Below are 17,909 nucleotides of genomic sequence, written 5' to 3' on the forward strand. Positions count from 1 at the left end.
ACACGAATATGTCTCAACGCTCTGACTTTCCCAGATCCGATTCTTTCCGTGAGGCAGATGCTGCCGCACGGCATACGGACGATCAGCTGGGCGCTGAGGATCCGCTGGTTCAGCTGGCGCGCATCGTCAACCGCAACCGTCCCGCATCTTCAGAAGCTGGCGGCGATTACTTCGCAGCGCTGGATCAGGATGATCTGCTGCGGGAGCCGGCGGGGCAGCCTCCGGTTTCCCAGCCTGCCGGCTACGGCGGTGACGAGAGCCAGGGCGCTTACGGCCAGCCGGAGAGCTATGCTGGCCAAGAGGCTTATGCCGGCGCCGGATCCTATGCGGATGAGCCGTACGAAGGCTATCCGGACCAGCCGGACTATGGCGCTCCGGCCGTGGCCCTGCCTGAAGACTTCCATCTGGAAGACCCCTATGGCACTCCCCGCAGCGAGGAGAGCGGCTATCCTGAGGTCGTATCGCAGCCATTCGTGACGCCGGATCTGCGCAGCGGCGGTGCCCCCTTGCGTTTTGAAGAGGCAGAGCCGGCGCAGTATGCCCCGTCAGTGGAGAGCTATGGCTTGCGCGGCTCGTCCGGCCTTCAGCTGGACGAAGATGCCTTCGCCTCTTCTCTGGCTGCCGGTGAGGGGGACTATTACGCTGGCGAGAGCGCTGAGGACGAGGCCGTTGTAGGTCTGCGTCCGGGCCTGAACCTGTCTCTCGATCCGGAAGAGCTCGCGGGCTATCCGGAGGATGATGCCGCCATGACCGGCGGCGAGGTTTACACAAGTCAGTCTTATGGCGCATCGGCTTATGCTGACGAGGGCTACACAGACGATGGCGCTTACCCGGCAGAAGAAGCCTATACGGAAGAGGCTTATCCCGCTGAGGACTACGCTGGCAATCTGACGGCGGCTGGCAGCCGGTATGACGCCGGGGATCAGGGCGCGTTGCGCGGGTCTCTGGATCGGGGAAGCGGTTTTGATTTTGCTGCCAGCCTGGAGCAGGGGCTGGAGGATGAGCTGCAGGGCGCCTTCGAGGCAGGGCTTCAGGAACAGGGCCGCGTTCAACCGGCCTCTTCCTTCGCTGGATATGGCGAGGAGAGGCCTGCTCCTTCCGCTCATGGCCCGGAGACGGGATCCATGGCGGCAAGTCTTTCGGCCGCTCTTGCCGGGTCGCTGGTGTCTGCGCTGAGCGAAGAGGTTTCTCCGGCCGGGGCAAAATCTGCGGAACGGACCTTCAAGCCGCGCGCAACACCCCAGATGCCTCAGGCCAAGGCCGAGCCTTCGAACAAGACCGCCAGTGCGCCGTCCTACGGAGGCTATGACCCCGAGGCCCTGGCTGCGGCGCCCCAGCCGAGCAAGGCGGCGACCGCTGCGGTTCCCTTTGTGCCGGATGCCACGCAGCCCTGGCCATCGCTGGCGTCCGATGCAGCTGTGCGCAGCGCAAAGGAGGCCTCGGCCAGCTTTGCCGAGCTTGATGATCTCGTCGGGTCCCTGTTCAAGGATGAAAGACTGCAGCGGGGCAATGAGCCGGAGCGCAAGTCCTCCGGCCTTGATTCTGCCGATATCGATGACATGGCCTGGCCGGACGCCTTGCGCAATCTTCCGCGGGATGCAGGTCCTGTCGAGGATGACCTGTCTGAGGGCGAGATTGCCGATATCTTTGCCCAGAGCCGTCCGCAGGCTCAGCAGCTGCCGCTGCTGTATGATGAGGACGAGGCACCGCCCCCTCCCGGTGGCTATGATCTGGATGCGGTTGCCCGTGCCATGCAGGAGAGTGATCCGACGCTTGCGGGCGCCGGTATCCTTCCGCCCCATTCCGCCTATGAAGAGCAGGCAGCTCCGCATTCGGGCAACAGCCGCCGGGGCCTGAAGATTGCCGCCGCCGTGCTTGGCGTTGCCGTTGCCGGAGGGGCTGCCTTTGCGCTGCTCGGATCTGGCGGCTCGTCCGTGCCGGATGGCCCGCCGCAGGTGATTGCAGGGCTCGAAGAGCCGCTGAAGACCTATCCCGAACCGGCCGAAAGCGGCGCCAGCCAGCCCGCCAAGCTCATCTATGACCGTGTTGGCGGAGAGCCGGCCGATGGTGAGCGCATGGTCGTGCAGGACAGCCCGGAGCCGGCCGAACTTCCCCCCGCACCGGTGGATGGTTCCGCATCGGATCTGACGCCGGGGGCGCCGAAGCGGGTGCGCACGCTCGTGGTGCGGCCCGACGGCACGATTATCAACGGCGCTTCGAGCGCTGATACGGCCGGGGCAGGGACAGTACGGACCGTTTCGCCCACGCCGGTTGCGCAGACCCCGGCACTGGAAACGCCGGGCATGCCCGGCGCAGCTGGTGCATTGGCTCCGGTTGCGGCCCTGACGCCGGCGCCGGGCGCCGAGGAGGCCGCAGGGCCTCTGACGCCGGTAACGCCGGAAGAACAGCGGGCTGCGGATGCGATTTTCAACGGTGCAACACCGCGGGTGAAGCCGGGTCCGGGCGCGCAGGTTGCGGCTGTTCAGCCGCAGCCGGTTCCGGCCCAGCCTTCCACGCCGCAGCCTGTCAATTCCGGACCACTCAACCTGACTCAGCCGGCGGCACCCCAGCTCGTTGCGGCTCAGCCCGCGCAGCAGCCGCAGGCCACCGCTCCGGCCGCGTCTTCGATTGCGCCGGGCACCTATGTGGTGCAGGTGACGTCTCAGCGCAGCCAGGAACAGGCGCAGACCGCCTACGCCGCCCTTCAGCGCCGCTACCCGTCGGTGCTGGGCGGGCAGACGCCGGTGATCGAGCCGATCGAGATCGAAGGCCGCGGCACGTTCTACCGCGTGCGCATTCCGGCCGGGTCCAAGGACGCAGCCGACGCGCTCTGCGGCAGCCTGCAGTCCGCCGGCGGCGATTGCTTCGTCCGCCGCAACTGAGACGGACAGCCAGAGACGAAAAGCGCCGGTCACGTGACCGGCGTTTTTCTTTTAAGAATAATGCCTTACATCAGTGCCTTCACAAGGTGCGGCAGGCTGCGCTCCAGCCGGTAGTCGATGGAGGAGTGGTTGTCCGGGAACTCCTCATAGACATGCGCGACGCCCCTTGCGGTCAGCGTCTGGTGCAGGCGGCGGGCGCCGTAGAGGAGATTGTACTGGTCCACATCACCGCAATCGATCCACAGCGCCTTGAGGCTGGACAACGCGTCCAGGTGCTGGGTGACGATCTGCGCCGGGTCATGTGCCAGCCAGTTGGCCCAGCGTTCCGGGATGAGCTCGCATGTGCCGGAGGTGACCGGCAGACGGATGCCGCAGAAACTGTCCGGGTCCGGATCATAGCTCGCGGCCATGGCGAGGGACATCAGCACATGCATGTCGGCGCCGGAGAACTTCGGTCCTGCCTCGAAGTCGGTGATGAAACGCTCCACCGAGCCGCCCTTGCGCGCCAGCGTGCGCAGCACGTTTGGCATGTCGGACAGGTAGCACAGCTCGAAACCCATGTCGCCGGAATGACAGGCGGCCGCCGACCACACATCCGCGTGCCGCATGGCATGCATGATGGCGCCATAGCCGCCGGAAGACTTGCCGAAAAGCCCGCGCTTGCCCTTGCCGCCGCAGCCGAAGCGGCCCTCGACCGCCTCCAGCATCGGGCCGGTGAGATATTGCGCCCACAGGCCCATGGCGGCCGAATCGACATACTGGTTGCCGCCCAGCCGGGTGAAGCAATCGGGCATGGCAATGACAACCGGGGGCAGGGTGCCATCTTCGATCATCCGGTCCAGCCGCTCGGGCAGGTTCTCGCCGAAATTCTTCCAGGCGGCATGGCCGGGGCCCGATCCGGTGAAGCCCGCAAGATCGACGAGAAGCGGAAGCCCCTTGCCATCATGGCCATGGGGCACGTAGACGATGACCTCGCGCTCTGCCGGATCGCCCAGAAGATTGGCTGCCAGCAGGGAGCTTGCGACCGTGAGGCTGTGAAGACTTCCCTTGGGTGTGTCGTGGCGCTTGCGCATGATGGCATCCTGTGATTGGCACATGGGTCTCAGAGCATGTTTATGAGCCAGGCGCACAGAGGGTGCAAATCAGCCCTTTGTGCGGCCTGACAGATCCGGGCGGTTCCTGTGGAAGGACGCCCGCAAAGGTGTTTGATGACGAAGGCATTCATCACGGGCTGTGCGGGGCTGGAACTTTCGCAGGATGAGCGCGCCTTTCTGGCCGCCGAAGACCCGTGGGGGCTCATTCTCTTCCGCCGCAATTGCGAGAGCCGTGAGCAGATCGGGGCGCTGACAGCCGCCTTCCGTGAGGCAGTTGGCCGCAGCGATGCGCCCGTTCTGATCGATCAGGAAGGCGGGCGGGTGCAGCGCCTGCGCCCACCGCTTGCCCCATCCTATCCGGCTGCGCGCCGCTTCGGAGCGCTTTATGAGCTGGACCGGGAAAAGGGCCTGCGCGCCGCTTTTCTCGGCGCGCGGCTGATCGCCCATGACCTGGCCGAGCTCGGCATCACCGTAGACTGTATGCCCGTGCTGGACGTGTTGTTCCCGCAGACCGTGGATGCCATCGGCGACCGGGCCTATGCGGAGGAGCCGGAGACGGTGGCGGCGCTTGCCCGGGCCGCCTGTGACGGCCTGCTGGCAGGCGGAGTGCTGCCGGTGATCAAGCATCTTCCCGGACACGGGCGGGCGGAAGTCGACAGCCATCAGGAACTGCCGCGCGTGCGGGCGCCGCGCTCTGATCTGGAAGCGGTGGACATGCTGCCGTTCCGCAAGCTTGCAGATTTGCCGCTGGGCATGACCTGTCATCTGCTGTTCGAGGACATCGATCCGGATCATCCGGCCACCCAGTCGACGATCATCATTGAAGAGGTCATCCGCCGCCAGATCGGCTTTGACGGCGTGTTGATGAGTGACGATCTTTCCATGGAGGCTCTGGGCGGCGATATTGGCAGCCGGGCTGCGAAATCCTTTGCTGCGGGTTGCGATCTTGCGCTTCACTGCAACGGAGATCTGGCCGAGATGCGCCAGGTGGCGGCAGTTGCGCCGGTGCTGCAAGGCGGCAGCCTTGACCGCTGCGTGCGGGCCCTTGCCGCGCGCCCGGTGCCGGAAGCGGGCTTTGATACGCTTGCGGCGCGGGCGGAGATGGATGAACTGCTGGGCGGTGCGGGGCTTGCCTGATTTTGTGCGGCCCGGAACCAGCGCGTGAAGGAAACGGCAGATGGTGACACAGCCGGACTTTCTGGAAGGCCCGCCCATCGACAATGAGCGGGCGGTGTCCGATCCGCAGCTTGTCGTGGATGTGGACGGCTTTGAAGGCCCGCTCGACCTTCTGCTGACGCTGGCACGCGGCCAGAAGGTGGATCTCACCCGTATTTCCATTCTGGCGCTGGTGGAGCAGTATCTTGCCTTCGTCTCCGAAGCCCACAAGATGCGGCTGGAGCTGGCGGCCGATTATCTGGTGATGGCGGCCTGGCTCGCCTATCTGAAGTCGCGTTTGTTGATTCCAGAGCAGAAGAACGAGGACGAGCCCACGGGCGAGGAGCTGGCCGCTGCGCTTGCCTTCCGCCTGCAGCGGCTGGAGGCGATGCGCAATGCGGCAGCTGCGCTGATGGCCCGCAACCGGCTGGGCCGGGATGTGTTTGCCCGCGGCGCGCCGCAGCAGCTCGCCGTGCAGCGCAAGAGCATCTGGACGGCGACCATCTACGAGCTCCTGACCGCTTATGCGGCGCAGCGTCAGCGCCAGTCGGTCACCCACGTGCGGGTGCGGCTCAGGACCGTGTGGTCACTGCAGGAGGCGCGCGAAATCCTCACGCGCCTTGTCGGCAGCATGGCGGACTGGGCGCCGATCAATTCTTATCTGATGGACTATCTGATGGACGATCAGGAACGGGCGACCGTGCTCGCCAGCACGTTCTCCGCCAGCCTTGAAATGGTCCGTGAGGGACATATCGAACTGCGCCAGTCCGGCCCGTTCGAGCCGGTCTATATCAGAAAACGGCAGGAGGGTTCCCGCGATGGCGGATGAGATCGACCGGGATGGCCTGCGCATGGTGGAGGCGCTGCTCTTTGCCTCTGCCGAGCCGCTGGCGCGGGACGACATTGCCGCCCGGCTGCCGCAGGGCATGGATGTGGATGGGCTCCTGTCCGAGCTGAAGCGCCATTATGCGATGCGCGGCGTCAATCTGGTGCGGGTGGCCGGAAAATGGGCCTTCCGCACCGCCGAGGATCTGGCCTATCTGCTGCAGCGCGAGGCGGTGGAACAGCGCAAGCTGTCGCGGGCGGCGCTGGAAACCCTCGCCATTATCGCCTATCACCAGCCGGTGACCCGCGCCGAGGTGGAAGAAATCCGCGGCGTTTCGACCAACAAGGGCACGCTGGACGTGCTGATGGAAACCGGCTGGATCCGCATGCGCGGCCGCCGCAGGACACCGGGCCGCCCGGTCACCTACGGCACCACGGATGCCTTTCTCGACCATTTCGGGCTGGAGGTCATCGGCGATCTGCCGGGCCTTGAGGAGCTGAAGGGGGCAGGGCTGCTCGACAGTGCCATCCCGGCCAGCTTCCATGTGCCGATGCCTGACGATTCGGATGCCCTTGCCCCGGATGAAGATCCGCTGGAGACAGGGGAACTGTTCGATTTCGAGGAGCTTGAAGAAGAGGAACCGCAGCAATGAGCGCAACCGCCCTGAAGGAACGGCCCGAAAGCGGCGATACCCCCGGCTGGGGGGCTCGCGGCACGGCGGGGGCGGCTTTCGCAGCTGGTCTGGCCTTCGAGAATGTCTTTCATTCCTATGATGGGGTGCCGACGCTGCATGGTGTCAGCCTCAGCATCGAGCCGGGCGAAATTCTCTGCCTTCTGGGGCATTCGGGCTGCGGCAAGACAACGCTGATGCGCATTGCGGCCGGTGTCGAGCCGCAAACGTCCGGCCGCGTGCTGATCAATGGCGAGGAAGTTGCCGGGCCAGCCCGCTTCCTGCCGCCGGAAAAGCGTGGTGTGGGCCTGATGTTCCAGGATTATGCGCTGTTTCCGCATCTGACCAATCTTGAGAACGTGATGTTCGGCCTGACGCAGTTGAGCCGGGATGCGGCCCGCTCGGTCGCCGGGCAGATGCTGGCGCGGGTGGGGCTGGCGGGCTATGCGGATGATTATCCCCATTCTTTGTCCGGCGGCGAGCAGCAGCGCGTGGCGCTGGCCCGTGCGATTGCACCGCGCCCCGGCATCCTGCTGATGGATGAGCCCTTTTCGGGCCTTGACCGGCGCCTGCGCGACGATGTGCGGGAGGAAACCCTGATGATCCTGCGCGAGACGCGGGCGACCTGCATCATGGTGACCCACGACCCGGAAGAGGCGATGCGCATGGGCGACCGGATCGCCCTCATGCGGCGCGGACGGCTGGTGCAGTTCGGCACGGCGCGGGAGCTTTATCTCCAGCCCACAAGCCGGTTTGCCGCCCGTTTTTTCTCCGAGGTCAATGAACTGGAGGGCGTGGCCACGGCAGACGGGCTGGAATGCGCCCTGGGCCGGCTGGCGCTGGAGCCGGAGCGCTGCTTGCCTGCCGGCACGAAACTGGACATCTGCGTGCGCCCGGAAGGCGTGATTCTTTCCGGCGCAGAGGGCAAAGGCTGCAAGGGGCGCATTCTCAGCCGCCGCTTCATCGGCATGGCAGATCTGGTGCTTGTGGACGTGGAAGGACTGTCCCAGCCCCTGAAGGCGCGGTTGCGCGGTGATGAGGGCCTTACTGCAGGTTCCGATGTGAGTGTGGAGCTTGATCCACGGGATGTACTTGCCTTTGCCAAAGAGGCCGTAACCGACTAGAAGGAGCTTGCGGGGCCGTGTTCCGGGTCCCACATCTATCGGGCGCGGCGCTTCCTGGAAAAGCGTCCTGCGCCAGGGGCAAGGGTGCACGAGGGCAGGGCATTGCGTATCTGACCCATATTGGGAGTTCAGGGAATGAGTATTGGTATCTGGCAGCTGCTGATCATCGCAGTGATCGTCATCCTGCTCTTCGGGCGTGGCAAGATCTCCGACCTGATGGGCGACGTCGCCAAAGGCATCAAGAGCTTCAAGAAGGGCATGGCTGAGGACGACACGGCCGAGAAGGCTCCCGAAGCGTCCAAGACCATCGAACACAAGCCGGCCGATCCGGTTGCTGCCGACAAGGTACAGGACCAGTCCAAGGCTGGCTGATCCGTCAGTCGCTTTGTCGCTAGGGATGGCGGTTATTCATGTTCGATATCGGATGGGCTGAACTTATGGTGATTGCCTGCGTGGCGATCATTGTCGTTGGCCCGAAAGACCTGCCGCGGATGCTGCGGACCTTCGGTCAGATCGTCGGCAAGGCGCGGCGTATGGCGAACGAGTTCCAGTCGACCTTCAATGATGCCATCCGCGAGGCTGAGCGTCAGGCCGACATCGACGACATGCGCAAGGCGGCCGACGCTGCTGCCAACTTCAATCCTCTGGGGGACCTGAAGAAGTCGATTGAAGGGGACCGTGCTGCCGGCAAGGAAGCCGCCTCTCCGGCTCCAGCGACTGATGCAGCGGCACCCGTTTCGCCGCCGGTGCCCGTTTCCGCCGCCAGCTCGACGGAAGACCAGCCGCTGGCGGTTCCCGTGACGGGGCCTCAACCGCCCGAACCCGTGGTTGAGCCCAAGTCTGAGCCTGCTCCAGCCGCTCCGGCCGCTCCCGCAGAAGCACAGGCTGCACCCGCTTCCCAGGACAAGACAGCATGAGCCAGGACGACATCGACGCCTCCAAGGCGCCGCTCATCGAGCACCTGATCGAGCTGCGCTCCCGCCTGCTGAAGTCGGTCATCGCCTTCATCATCATGTTTGTCGTGTGCTTCTACTTCGCGACGGACATCTACAACATCCTGACGGTGCCCTATCTGAAGGCAGTGGGATCGGCCAAGCCTGTGGAGATGATCTTCACGGCGCCGCAGGAGTGGTTCTTCACCCAGATGAAGCTGGCGCTGTTCGGCGCCCTGTTCCTGGCGTTTCCGGTGATTGCCTCGCAGATCTACATGTTTGTGGCGCCGGGGCTCTACAAGAACGAGCGGCGGGCCTTCCTGCCGTTCCTGGCGGCCACGCCGGTTCTGTTCCTGATGGGGGCATGTCTCGTCTATTTCTTCGTCATGCCGATGGCGATGGGCTTCTTCCTGTCGATGGAGCAGACGGGCGGCGAGGGCAAGGTGGCCATCCAGCATCTGGCCAAGGTGAGTGAATATCTCGGTCTCATCATGACCCTGATCTTCGCCTTCGGCCTCGTGTTCCAGCTGCCGGTGGTTCTGACGCTGCTGGGCCGCTCCGGCTTCCTGACGTCGCAGACGCTCAAGGAAAAGCGGAAATATGCGATCGTGGTGGGTTTCATCGCGGCCGCCGTTTTGACCCCGCCCGATCCCATCAGTCAGATCGGCCTTGCGGTCCCGACCTTGCTTCTCTACGAAGTGTCCATTCTTTCGGTGCGGATGATCGAGCGCAAGCGGGCCGAAAAGGAAAAGGAAGACGCGGCGGCGTGAACCGCCTCCAGCCTTCCTTGCCTTTGCCCCTTCCGCCGGTCTGTCCGGGCCGCTTTTCCTGTCTTTCAGCGGAAGCCTGACATGTTCGACATCAAGTGGATCCGGGACAATCCCGACGCCTTCGACGCAGCCCTCGCACGCCGTGGCCTCGACAAGGCATCCGCCCGTCTCATCGCCCTCGACGATGCGCGCCGCAGCCACATCGCCCGCCTGCAGGAAGCCCAGGAGCGCCGCAATGCCGCTTCCAAGGAGATTGGCAAGGCCAAGGCCACGAAGGATGAGGCAGCGGCTCAGGCACTGATCGATGAAGTTGCCAAGATCAAGACTTTCATTCAGGAGGGTGAGGAAGAAGAGCGCCGCCTGAACGAGGCACTCGACAAGGCGCTCTGCGTCATCCCCAACCTGCCGCTGGACGATGTGCCCTATGGCGAGGATGAGAGCGGCAACGTTGTCTACCGCACCTGGGGTGAGAAGCCGGAGCTGAGCCTTGGCTTTGCGCCGAAGGAGCATTACGAGCTGGGCGAGGCCAACGGCGGCATGGACTTTGCCGTTGCGGCCAAGCTGTCGGGCGCGCGCTTCGTCGTCCTCAAGGGCCAGCTGGCGCGGCTTGAACGTGCGCTCGGCCAGTTCATGATCGACCTGCACACGACCCAGAACGGCTACACCGAAGTGTCGCCGCCGCTGCTCGTCAATTCCGAAACCCTCTATGGCACCGGCAACCTGCCGAAATTCGAGGAAGACCTCTTCAAGGCCGGTGACAACCACTATCTCGTGCCGACCGCAGAGGTGCCGCTGACCAATCTGGTGGCGGGCGAGATCCTGACGGAAGACATGCTGCCGCTGCGCGTTACGGCGCTGACCTATTGCTTCCGTTCGGAAGCCGGTTCGGCCGGCCGCGATACGCGCGGCATGCTGCGCCAGCACCAGTTCCAGAAATGTGAGCTGGTGTCGGTGACAACGCCCGAAACCTCGCTGGACGAGCTGGAGCGGATGCTGGGTTGCGCCGAGATGGTGCTGCAGAAGCTTGGCCTGCATTACCGCGTCATGACCCTGTGCACCGGCGACATGGGCTTCGGCTCGCAGAAGACCTATGACATCGAGGTCTGGCTGCCGGGACAGAACACCTACCGCGAAATCTCGTCCTGCTCGGTTTGCGGCGACTTCCAGGCCCGCCGCATGAGTGCGCGCCTGCGCCCGTCCGATCCGGCGGCCAAGGGCCTGCGCTACGTGCATACGCTCAACGGCTCGGGTCTTGCTGTCGGCCGCACGATGATTGCGGTGATGGAGAACTACCAGAACGCCGATGGCAGCATCACGGTGCCGGAGGTTCTGCGCCCCTATATGGGCGGCCTCGAAAAGATCGGGTGAGCCATGCGCATTCTCATCACCAATGATGATGGCATCCATTCTCCGGGGCTCTATGCCCTGGAGCGGATTGCGAAGACCCTGTCCGACGATGTCTGGATCGTCGCGCCGGAAACCGACCAGAGTGGCGTTGCCCATTCGCTGACCTTGTCCGAGCCGCTGCGCCTGCGCCAGGTGAACGACCGGCACTTTGCCCTGCGCGGCACGCCGACGGACTGTGTCATCATGGGGGCCCGCAAGGTGCTGCCAGATATGCCGGATCTCATTCTCTCCGGCATCAACCGGGGTGAGAATGTCGCCGATGACGTGACCTATTCGGGCACTGTTGCAGGCGCCATGGAAGGGGCCATCCTCGGCATTCCCTCGATTGCCGTCTCGCAGGCCTATGGCTACGGGCAGGGGCGCAACCCGGACTATTCCACGGCGGAAACGCATGGCCCGGCGCTGTTCCGCAAGCTGCTGGACTTCAGGCTGCCGCGTTACACGCTTTTGAACGTCAACTTCCCCGCCTGTCCGGCGGATCAGGTGGCGGGCGTGCGGGTGACCGTGCAGGGCCATCACGAGCAGACGGGCCTGATGGTGGATGAGCGCGTTGATGCGCGCGGCTTCCCGTATTTCTGGCTTGGCTTTACCGCCCGCACGCATGATCCTGTCGGCAACAGCGATCTCAACGCACTCAATGCCAATTGCATCTCCGTGACGCCGCTGCGCCTGGATCTGACCGCGCATGATCTGGTCGGGCTGGTGGCAGAGCATCTGGCCTGATTGCGGGATGCAACGAGGGGCATGAAAGGGGTGGGGCATGCCGCAGGTGTTCGACACCGGTCCGGAATCGGTCACACAGGATGAGTCGGAGGCCCGTGCGGCGCTGGTTCTGTCCCTGCGCCGCCGCGGACTGAACGACAGGCGTGTGCTCTCCGCCATCGAACGGGTGCCGCGCCGGCTGTTCCTCTCTGCCCGCCACCACCGCTTTGCCTATGAGGATTCGCTGCTGCCGATCGAATGCGGTCAGGTGGTCAGTGCGCCGTCGATGGTGGCCAGGATGGTGCAGCTTCTGGAGATTGCGCCAAACCACCGGGTGCTGGAGATCGGCACCGGATCAGGCTACCAGACGGCGATTCTCTCCCATCTGAGCCAATATGTCTTCACCGCAGACCGCTACCAGACGCTGATCAATCTGGCCCGCCAGCGCATTGCTGCGCTGAAGATCCAGAATGTCGAGTTTCATCATGCCGATGGGCTGACGGGTCTGCGCGAGAGAGCCCCCTATGACCGGATCATCCTGACAGGTTCGGTTCCGGCCATCCCTGATTCTGTGCGCCTGCAGCTTGCGCCGGATGGCATTCTTCTCGCCCCGGTCGGCCCTGCGGGACAGCAGCAGGATCTGATGTGCATGCGCAAGGTGGATGGTGAATACCAGAGCAGCAAAGTTGGCGAAGTCCGGCTGGTCTCCTTGCGCGATGGGATCGCACAGGTGCTCTAAACGCCCGCAAATCAAGGGGTTTACCTTTTGTTGATGCGGCGTTTAGGCTTTGTCAACCTTACTCGCTTCTAATGATTGCCAGTGGTTTTCAACTGTGGATCAGAGTAGGGCGATGGCAAATCCGATGCGTGAGTATCGCAGCTCCCTGCGTTTGCGGGTCGCAGCAATCTGTGTACTGGCTTCTGTAGGCGCCGGGTGCAGCGGCAGCATGGAGCGCTTCGCTGACGGCCCCATTTACACCGGCAGCACGCCTAATCAGCGTTCGATCCTTGCAAGTTCCGGCGGTGGCCAGCCGACCTATCAGGACGTGGTAGCCGGGCGTGGCAGCAATAATGGGGGCTTGCCTGCTTCCGGCGGCTCGCCCCGCACGACAGGTTCGGTCTCCGGTTCGTCGCTGCCGCCGCTGGCGCAATCTTCCGGTTTTCCGGCGCCGCAGCCGGTTGCTGCTGCTCCGGCACCTGCCCAGCCCGTGGCTGATCTTTCGCAGGCACAGGGCGAGCGGTCCTGGCGTGGCTGGTCAAGTGCAGGCGGGACCAGCGTGACCGCACGCCAGAACGAAACCGTGGCTTCCATGGGCCAGCGCTTCGGCGTTCCTGCCGATGCCATCGCGGCCGTCAACGGGATCGACAAGAACGCCCCGCTGCAGGCCGGGCAGACCGTGCTGATTCCCACCTATTCCACGGCAGGCGTTTCGGCTCCGCAGGCAACGCTGCCGCCCGCCGGCGCGGCTCCTGCAACAACCGGGACCATTGCGCCTGCTCCGCAGCAGCTCGCCGCCGTGTCAGCGCCGGACCGCAAGCCTGCAGGTGTCCGGCAGGCCGCAAATGCTCCGGCCCCGGCCAAACCGGTGACCCGCACGAACGAGCCGAAGCCGGCTGCCCCGATCGCCGCCCTGCGTGAGGTGCAGCCTTCCAGCCTGCCGGCCAATGACAAGCCGGCCATAGAGGCTCTGAATTCTGCCGCCGGTGAAGGCAAGCCGGTGCAGACCGCGTCCATCGACCCGGACGAGGCCGTAGGCGGGCCGATGTTCCGCTGGCCGGTGCGTGGCCGCATCATTTCCGAATTCGGCTCCAAGCCGGGCGGCGCGCGCAATGACGGCATCAATCTGGCGGTGCCGGAAGGCACACCGGTGAAGGCTGCCGGTGATGGTTCGGTCATCTATGCCGGAAATGAGCTGCAGGGCTTCGGCAATCTGGTTCTGATCCGCCACGCGGATGGCTGGGTTTCGGCCTATGCCCACAACAGCGAGATCCTGGTCAAGCGCGGTGACGAGGTGCAGCGCGGTCAGGTGATCAGCAAGGCGGGTGCCACCGGCAACGTGACCCAGCCGCAGGTGCATTTCGAGCTGCGTCAGGGCAACCGTCCGGTGGATCCGACGCGCTATCTGCCCAAGGGCTGACCGGCGCTTCGGATAAGCTCAGTGAAGAACAAGGCCCGGAAAGCATGTGCTCTCCGGGCCTTGTTGATTCTGTGCCGCAGTTGCCTCAGGACAATGGTTTGCCGAGGCGCCCTGCCAGATCCTGGATATACTGGAAGGCAACGCGGCCCGAACGTCCGCCCCGGGTGGTGGACCATTCGAGAGCCTCTGCCCGCAGCGTTGCGGCATCGATCTCCAGCCCGAAATGTCGCACATAGCCGCCGACCATCTCCAGATAGTCGTCCTGGCTGCAGTTGTGGAAGCCGAGCCACAGGCCGAAACGGTCGGACAGGGAGACCTTTTCCTCCACCGCTTCGGCCGGATTGATCGCGGTCGAGCGCTCGTTCTCGATCATGTCGCGCGGCAGCAGGTGGCGGCGGTTGGAGGTGGCGTAGAAGATGACATTCTCGGGCCGTCCCTCGATGCCTCCTTCCAGAACCGCCTTCAGCGACTTGTAGGAGGTATCATCGTGATCGAAGCTCAGGTCGTCGCAGAAGATGATGAAGCGGTGCGGGGCGCCCTTGATGATCTTCATCAGGGCGGGCAGGGTGTCGATATCCTCGCGGTGGATCTCGATCAGCTTCAGCGCGGGCACGCCGCCGTCAGAATTGATCGCCCCGTGAACGGCCTTCACCAGCGACGATTTGCCCATGCCTCTGGCGCCCCACAGCAGGGCGTTGTTGGCCGGAAGCCCCTTGGCAAAGCGCATGGTGTTTTCAAAGAGGAGATCCCGCACGCGGGAGACGGCGCACAGAAGGTCCAGGTCCACCCGGTTGACCTTCGGCACGGGCGACAGTTCGCCCGGGTGAGGCTGCCAGACAAAAGCGTCTGCAGCGGCAAAGTCCGGGGCAGACGGCTCAGCGGGAACAGCACGGGCGATGAGGCTGATCAGTGTGTCGAGCTTGGCCGACAGCAACTGGAAGTCCGGGTTGATTTGTGGAAAATCTTTGGCGCCTTGGGTCATCTTGCAGGTGTAACTCGCGGTCTGAGTGCCTATATGGCGCGAGGAAACGCGTCTTCGTCAGGCTTAGCATGTGGGGAAGGGGGCCGAAATGCCGGTTTTGGCTGGATCGGTACGCTCAATATTGCAGCATGGCTTGAATTGCGGGGCTCCCTCGGTATAGTCCGCGCAATCTGATGAAGGCGAAACCAGAAATAAACTGGTGGTGCCATCCGCCAATGGTGAGAATCGCCCTTCTGCGAGGAGAGCTTGATGTTGATTACCCCTGCCTATGCCCAGACCGGTGCCGGTGGCCCCGACTTCCTGATCCAGATGCTGCCCTTCGTGGCCATCTTTGCCATCATGTATTTTCTCATCATCCGCCCGCAGCGTCAGCGGGTGAAGAAGCACCAGGAAATGGTCGCCAACCTGCGCCGCGGTGATACGGTGATCACGGCTGGCGGTCTGATCGCCAAGGTGGTCAAGGTGGTTGACGATTCGGAAGTGCAGGTTGAACTGTCTGAAGGCGTGCGCGTGCGTCTGGTGCGCTCCATGGTGCAGGAAGTGCGTTCCAAGTCCGAGCCGGTCAAGGACGGCGAATAATCCCATCCCTGCGGATCCCATTGGCCCGGCCCCTTGTGCCGGGCCTTAATACAGGCGTTTCGACATGCTCTATTTCGCACGCTGGAAGATCGCACTGATCATTGGTGTGATTCTTGCGGGCATTGTGTCCGTCTTGCCGAACTTTCTGCCGGCATCGACACTTGCATCCTGGCCCAAGTGGCTTCCCCAGCGCCAGATTGTGCTTGGTCTCGATCTTCAGGGCGGTGCCTATCTGCTCTATGAGATCGACCGGCAGGACTATATCCAGAAGAGCCTGACGACGCTGACAGGTGAGATCCGCAGCGAACTGCGCAAGGAGCCGCGCATCGGCTACACCGGTCTTGGCATCCAGGGTGAGAGCGTGCAGCTGCGCATCCGCGATATGGACCGCCTGAACGATGTGCGCGAGCGCCTGCAGCCGCTGGTCAATCCGCTGGTGAACTCCCTGTTCGGCGGCGGCTCGGTCAATGAATTTGCCCTCTCGGTGGATAACGACGGCCTCGTCCGCTTTACCTTCACCGAAGACGGCCTCAACCAGCGCATGGCTTCAATCGTGCAGCAGTCGATCGAGGTCATCCGCCGCCGCGTGGATGAACTGGGCACGACTGAGCCCAACATCCAGCGCCAGGGCACCGACCGCATTCTCGTGGAAGCGCCGGGCGAGCAGAACCCTGAGCGCCTGAAGTCGCTGATCGGCCAGACGGCGCAGCTGACCTTCCACCTCGTCGACACCACCATGTCTGCCGAACAGGCCATGCAGGGCCGCCCGCCGGCAGGTACCGTGGTGATCAGCTCGGTGGATGATCCTCCGATGCCGTATCTCGTCGAGGAAGTGCCGCTGATGACCGGCGAGGATCTGTCCGACGCGCAGGTCTCGATCAACCAGCAGACCAACGAGCCTGTCGTGAGCTTCCGCCTGAATACGGCGGGCGCGCGCAAGTTTGCGACCGTCACCACGCAGAACGTCGGCCGTCCCTTTGCCATCGTGCTTGACAACGAGGTGATTTCCGCCCCGCGCATCAACGAGCCGATCACGCAAGGGGCGGGGCAGATCTCGGGCAATTTCACCGTCCAGACCGCCAATGATCTGGCCGTGCTGCTGCGCGCCGGTGCGCTTCCGGCGAGGCTCACCGTGATCGAGGAGCGGGCCATCGGCCCCGGCCTTGGTCAGGATTCCATCGATGCCGGCCGTCTTGCCTCGATGATCGGTGCCGCAGCGGTGATTATTTTCATGCTGCTCGCCTATGGCCGTTTCGGTCTGTTCGCGGACATTGCCCTGGCGGTGAACGTGACGCTGATCTTCGCCATGCTGACGCTTTTGCAAGCAACGCTGACGCTGCCCGGTATCGCCGGTATCGTGCTCACCATCGGTATGGCGGTGGATGCCAACGTGCTGATTTATGAGCGCATACGCGAGGAATACCGCAACGGACGCTCGGCCATTTCGGCGATTGACGCAGGTTTCTCCCGCGCGTTCAGCACCATTGTGGATGCCAACGTGACGACGCTGATTGCAGCCCTTGTGCTGTTCCAGCTCGGCTCCGGCCCGGTGCGCGGCTTTGCCGTGACGCTGGCCATCGGCATCCTGACAACGGTGTTCACCGCCTTCACCTTCACTCGGCTTCTTGTCGCGATCTGGGTCCGCAGGGCCCGGCCGACGAAGCTTGCGCTCTGATCCGGGAGAAAAACGTCATGGCTTTGCTCCGTCTCTTTCCGGACAACACCAAATACCGCTTCATGTGGTTCAGGACGGTCAGCTATCCGCTGTCCATCGTCATCGCCATCGTGTCCTTCGGCCTGTTCTTTTCCGTGGGTCTCAACTACGGCATCGACTTCAAGGGTGGCAGCCTGATCGAGCTGAAGACGCAAGGGCCAGCAGACCTTGCCGCCATCCGCGGTGAGCTTTCGGCCCTCAACCTCGGCGACGTACAGGTTCAGCAGTTCGGCGACCCCGACGAGGTGCTGATCCGTATCGAGCAGCAGGATGGGGGAGAGCTGTCCCAGCAGGCGGCCATCAACAACATCCGCGAGACCTTCGAGGGGCAGGTGGAGTTCCGCCGCGTCGAGATCGTCGGCCCGCGTGTCTCCGGTGAACTGGCGAGAGCCGGCACCATTGGCGTGACCGTGGCGCTGATCTGTATCCTGTTCTACGTCTGGTTCCGCTTCGAATGGCAGTTTGCCGTGGGCGCCATCCTGACGACGCTCAACGATGTGATCGTCACCATCGGCCTTTTCGTGGTTCTGCAGCTCGACTTCACCCTGTCGAGCATCGCGGCCATCCTGACCATCATCGGTTATTCGCTGAACGACACGGTGGTGGTCTATGACCGCATCCGCGAGAACCTGCGCCGCTACAAGAAGATGCCGCTGGCCGAACTTCTGGATCTGTCGATCAACGAGACCCTGGCGCGTACGACCATGACCTCGGTGACGACGCTGATCGCCCTTCTGGCGCTTTACACCTTCGGCGGTGAGGTCATCCAGTCCTTCACGCTGGCCATGATCATCGGCGTGGTGATCGGCACCTACTCGTCGATCTTCCTGGCGGCTCCCTTGCTCATCCTGTTCAACCTGCGCGGTACCGGCGGCGGTGAGGAAGAGGATGGCGCCAAGGACGGCAAGTCACCGGCCAAGACGGCCTGAAGGCG

The 17,909-nt window shown here is 63.8% G+C and carries 17 protein-coding genes; 15 read left to right on the forward strand and 2 right to left on the reverse strand.

Going from position 1 to position 17,909, the window contains the following annotated elements; genetic code table 11:
- The first annotated feature begins 8 nt into the window (after window positions 1-8).
- Window positions 9-2,882, forward strand: a complete 2,874-nt coding sequence (locus tag AC0CMF_RS02585; RefSeq protein ID WP_374630669.1) for an SPOR domain-containing protein — start codon at window positions 9-11, stop codon at window positions 2,880-2,882.
- Window positions 2,883-2,947: 65 nt separating this feature from the next.
- On the opposite strand, the gene AC0CMF_RS02590 is transcribed toward AC0CMF_RS02585, so the two are convergent.
- Window positions 2,948-3,955 carry an alpha/beta hydrolase gene (locus tag AC0CMF_RS02590; protein ID WP_374630667.1) on the reverse strand — a complete coding sequence of 336 codons (1,008 nt, stop codon included), beginning with the start codon at window positions 3,953-3,955 and terminating at the stop codon, window positions 2,948-2,950.
- Between the two features lie 135 nt (window positions 3,956-4,090).
- Here AC0CMF_RS02590 and nagZ point away from each other — a divergent pair, with 135 nt between their 5' ends.
- The 11 genes from nagZ (at window position 4,091) to AC0CMF_RS02645 (ending at window position 13,700) form a co-directional block, all read left to right on the forward strand.
- The gene (nagZ, locus tag AC0CMF_RS02595; RefSeq protein WP_374628124.1) at window positions 4,091-5,113 is read left to right on the forward strand and encodes a beta-N-acetylhexosaminidase; all 1,023 of its coding nucleotides are present in this window, start codon (window positions 4,091-4,093) and stop codon (window positions 5,111-5,113) included.
- 40 nt (window positions 5,114-5,153) lie between these two features.
- Window positions 5,154-5,960, forward strand: coding sequence for a segregation and condensation protein A (locus tag AC0CMF_RS02600; RefSeq protein ID WP_123194364.1), 807 nt, complete (start codon window positions 5,154-5,156; stop codon window positions 5,958-5,960).
- Window positions 5,950-6,609, forward strand: coding sequence for an SMC-Scp complex subunit ScpB (gene scpB, locus AC0CMF_RS02605; protein ID WP_050475187.1), 660 nt, complete (start codon window positions 5,950-5,952; stop codon window positions 6,607-6,609). Before AC0CMF_RS02600 ends, scpB begins: the two co-directional genes overlap by 11 nt.
- Window positions 6,606-7,751 (forward strand): ABC transporter ATP-binding protein, encoded by a 1,146-nt coding sequence (locus tag AC0CMF_RS02610; RefSeq protein WP_094461802.1) that lies wholly within the window; start codon window positions 6,606-6,608, stop codon window positions 7,749-7,751. Before scpB ends, AC0CMF_RS02610 begins: the two co-directional genes overlap by 4 nt.
- 135 nt (window positions 7,752-7,886) lie before the next feature.
- Window positions 7,887-8,123, forward strand: coding sequence for a twin-arginine translocase TatA/TatE family subunit (locus tag AC0CMF_RS02615; RefSeq protein WP_050475185.1), 237 nt, complete (start codon window positions 7,887-7,889; stop codon window positions 8,121-8,123).
- Between the two features lie 38 nt (window positions 8,124-8,161).
- On the forward strand, window positions 8,162-8,668 hold the full coding sequence (gene tatB, locus AC0CMF_RS02620) for a Sec-independent protein translocase protein TatB (protein ID WP_374628125.1): 507 nt from the start codon (window positions 8,162-8,164) through the stop codon (window positions 8,666-8,668).
- On the forward strand, window positions 8,665-9,453 hold the full coding sequence (gene tatC / locus AC0CMF_RS02625) for a twin-arginine translocase subunit TatC (RefSeq protein WP_050475183.1): 789 nt from the start codon (window positions 8,665-8,667) through the stop codon (window positions 9,451-9,453). The genes tatB and tatC overlap by 4 nt, the downstream gene beginning before the upstream one ends.
- Before the next feature lie 81 nt (window positions 9,454-9,534).
- On the forward strand, window positions 9,535-10,821 hold the full coding sequence (serS, locus tag AC0CMF_RS02630; protein ID WP_374628126.1) for a serine--tRNA ligase: 1,287 nt from the start codon (window positions 9,535-9,537) through the stop codon (window positions 10,819-10,821).
- A 3-nt stretch (window positions 10,822-10,824) separates the two neighbouring features.
- On the forward strand, window positions 10,825-11,583 hold the full coding sequence (gene surE, locus AC0CMF_RS02635; protein WP_374628127.1) for a 5'/3'-nucleotidase SurE: 759 nt from the start codon (window positions 10,825-10,827) through the stop codon (window positions 11,581-11,583).
- A 37-nt stretch (window positions 11,584-11,620) separates the two neighbouring features.
- Window positions 11,621-12,301, forward strand: coding sequence for a protein-L-isoaspartate(D-aspartate) O-methyltransferase (locus AC0CMF_RS02640; protein WP_050475180.1), 681 nt, complete (start codon window positions 11,621-11,623; stop codon window positions 12,299-12,301).
- A 208-nt stretch (window positions 12,302-12,509) separates the two neighbouring features.
- Entirely contained in the window at window positions 12,510-13,700 is a 1,191-nt protein-coding gene (locus AC0CMF_RS02645; RefSeq protein WP_374628128.1) for a peptidoglycan DD-metalloendopeptidase family protein, read from the forward strand.
- A gap of 85 nt (window positions 13,701-13,785) precedes the next feature.
- Here the strand turns inward: AC0CMF_RS02645 and AC0CMF_RS02650 are convergent, their stop codons facing one another.
- The gene (locus AC0CMF_RS02650) at window positions 13,786-14,682 is read right to left on the reverse strand and encodes an ATP-binding protein (protein ID WP_050475178.1); all 897 of its coding nucleotides are present in this window, start codon (window positions 14,680-14,682) and stop codon (window positions 13,786-13,788) included.
- A gap of 249 nt (window positions 14,683-14,931) precedes the next feature.
- Between AC0CMF_RS02650 and yajC the strand changes: the two genes are divergently transcribed.
- The 3 genes from yajC (at window position 14,932) to secF (ending at window position 17,904) form a co-directional block, all read left to right on the forward strand.
- Window positions 14,932-15,261, forward strand: a complete 330-nt coding sequence (gene yajC / locus AC0CMF_RS02655; protein ID WP_050475177.1) for a preprotein translocase subunit YajC — start codon at window positions 14,932-14,934, stop codon at window positions 15,259-15,261.
- Between the two features lie 64 nt (window positions 15,262-15,325).
- Entirely contained in the window at window positions 15,326-16,936 is a 1,611-nt protein-coding gene (gene secD, locus AC0CMF_RS02660) for a protein translocase subunit SecD (RefSeq protein WP_050475176.1), read from the forward strand.
- Between the two features lie 17 nt (window positions 16,937-16,953).
- Entirely contained in the window at window positions 16,954-17,904 is a 951-nt protein-coding gene (secF, locus tag AC0CMF_RS02665; protein WP_050475175.1) for a protein translocase subunit SecF, read from the forward strand.
- The last annotated feature ends 5 nt before the right edge of the window (window positions 17,905-17,909 follow it).

This window comes from Pannonibacter sp. CBAS1226 (assembly GCF_055685825.1).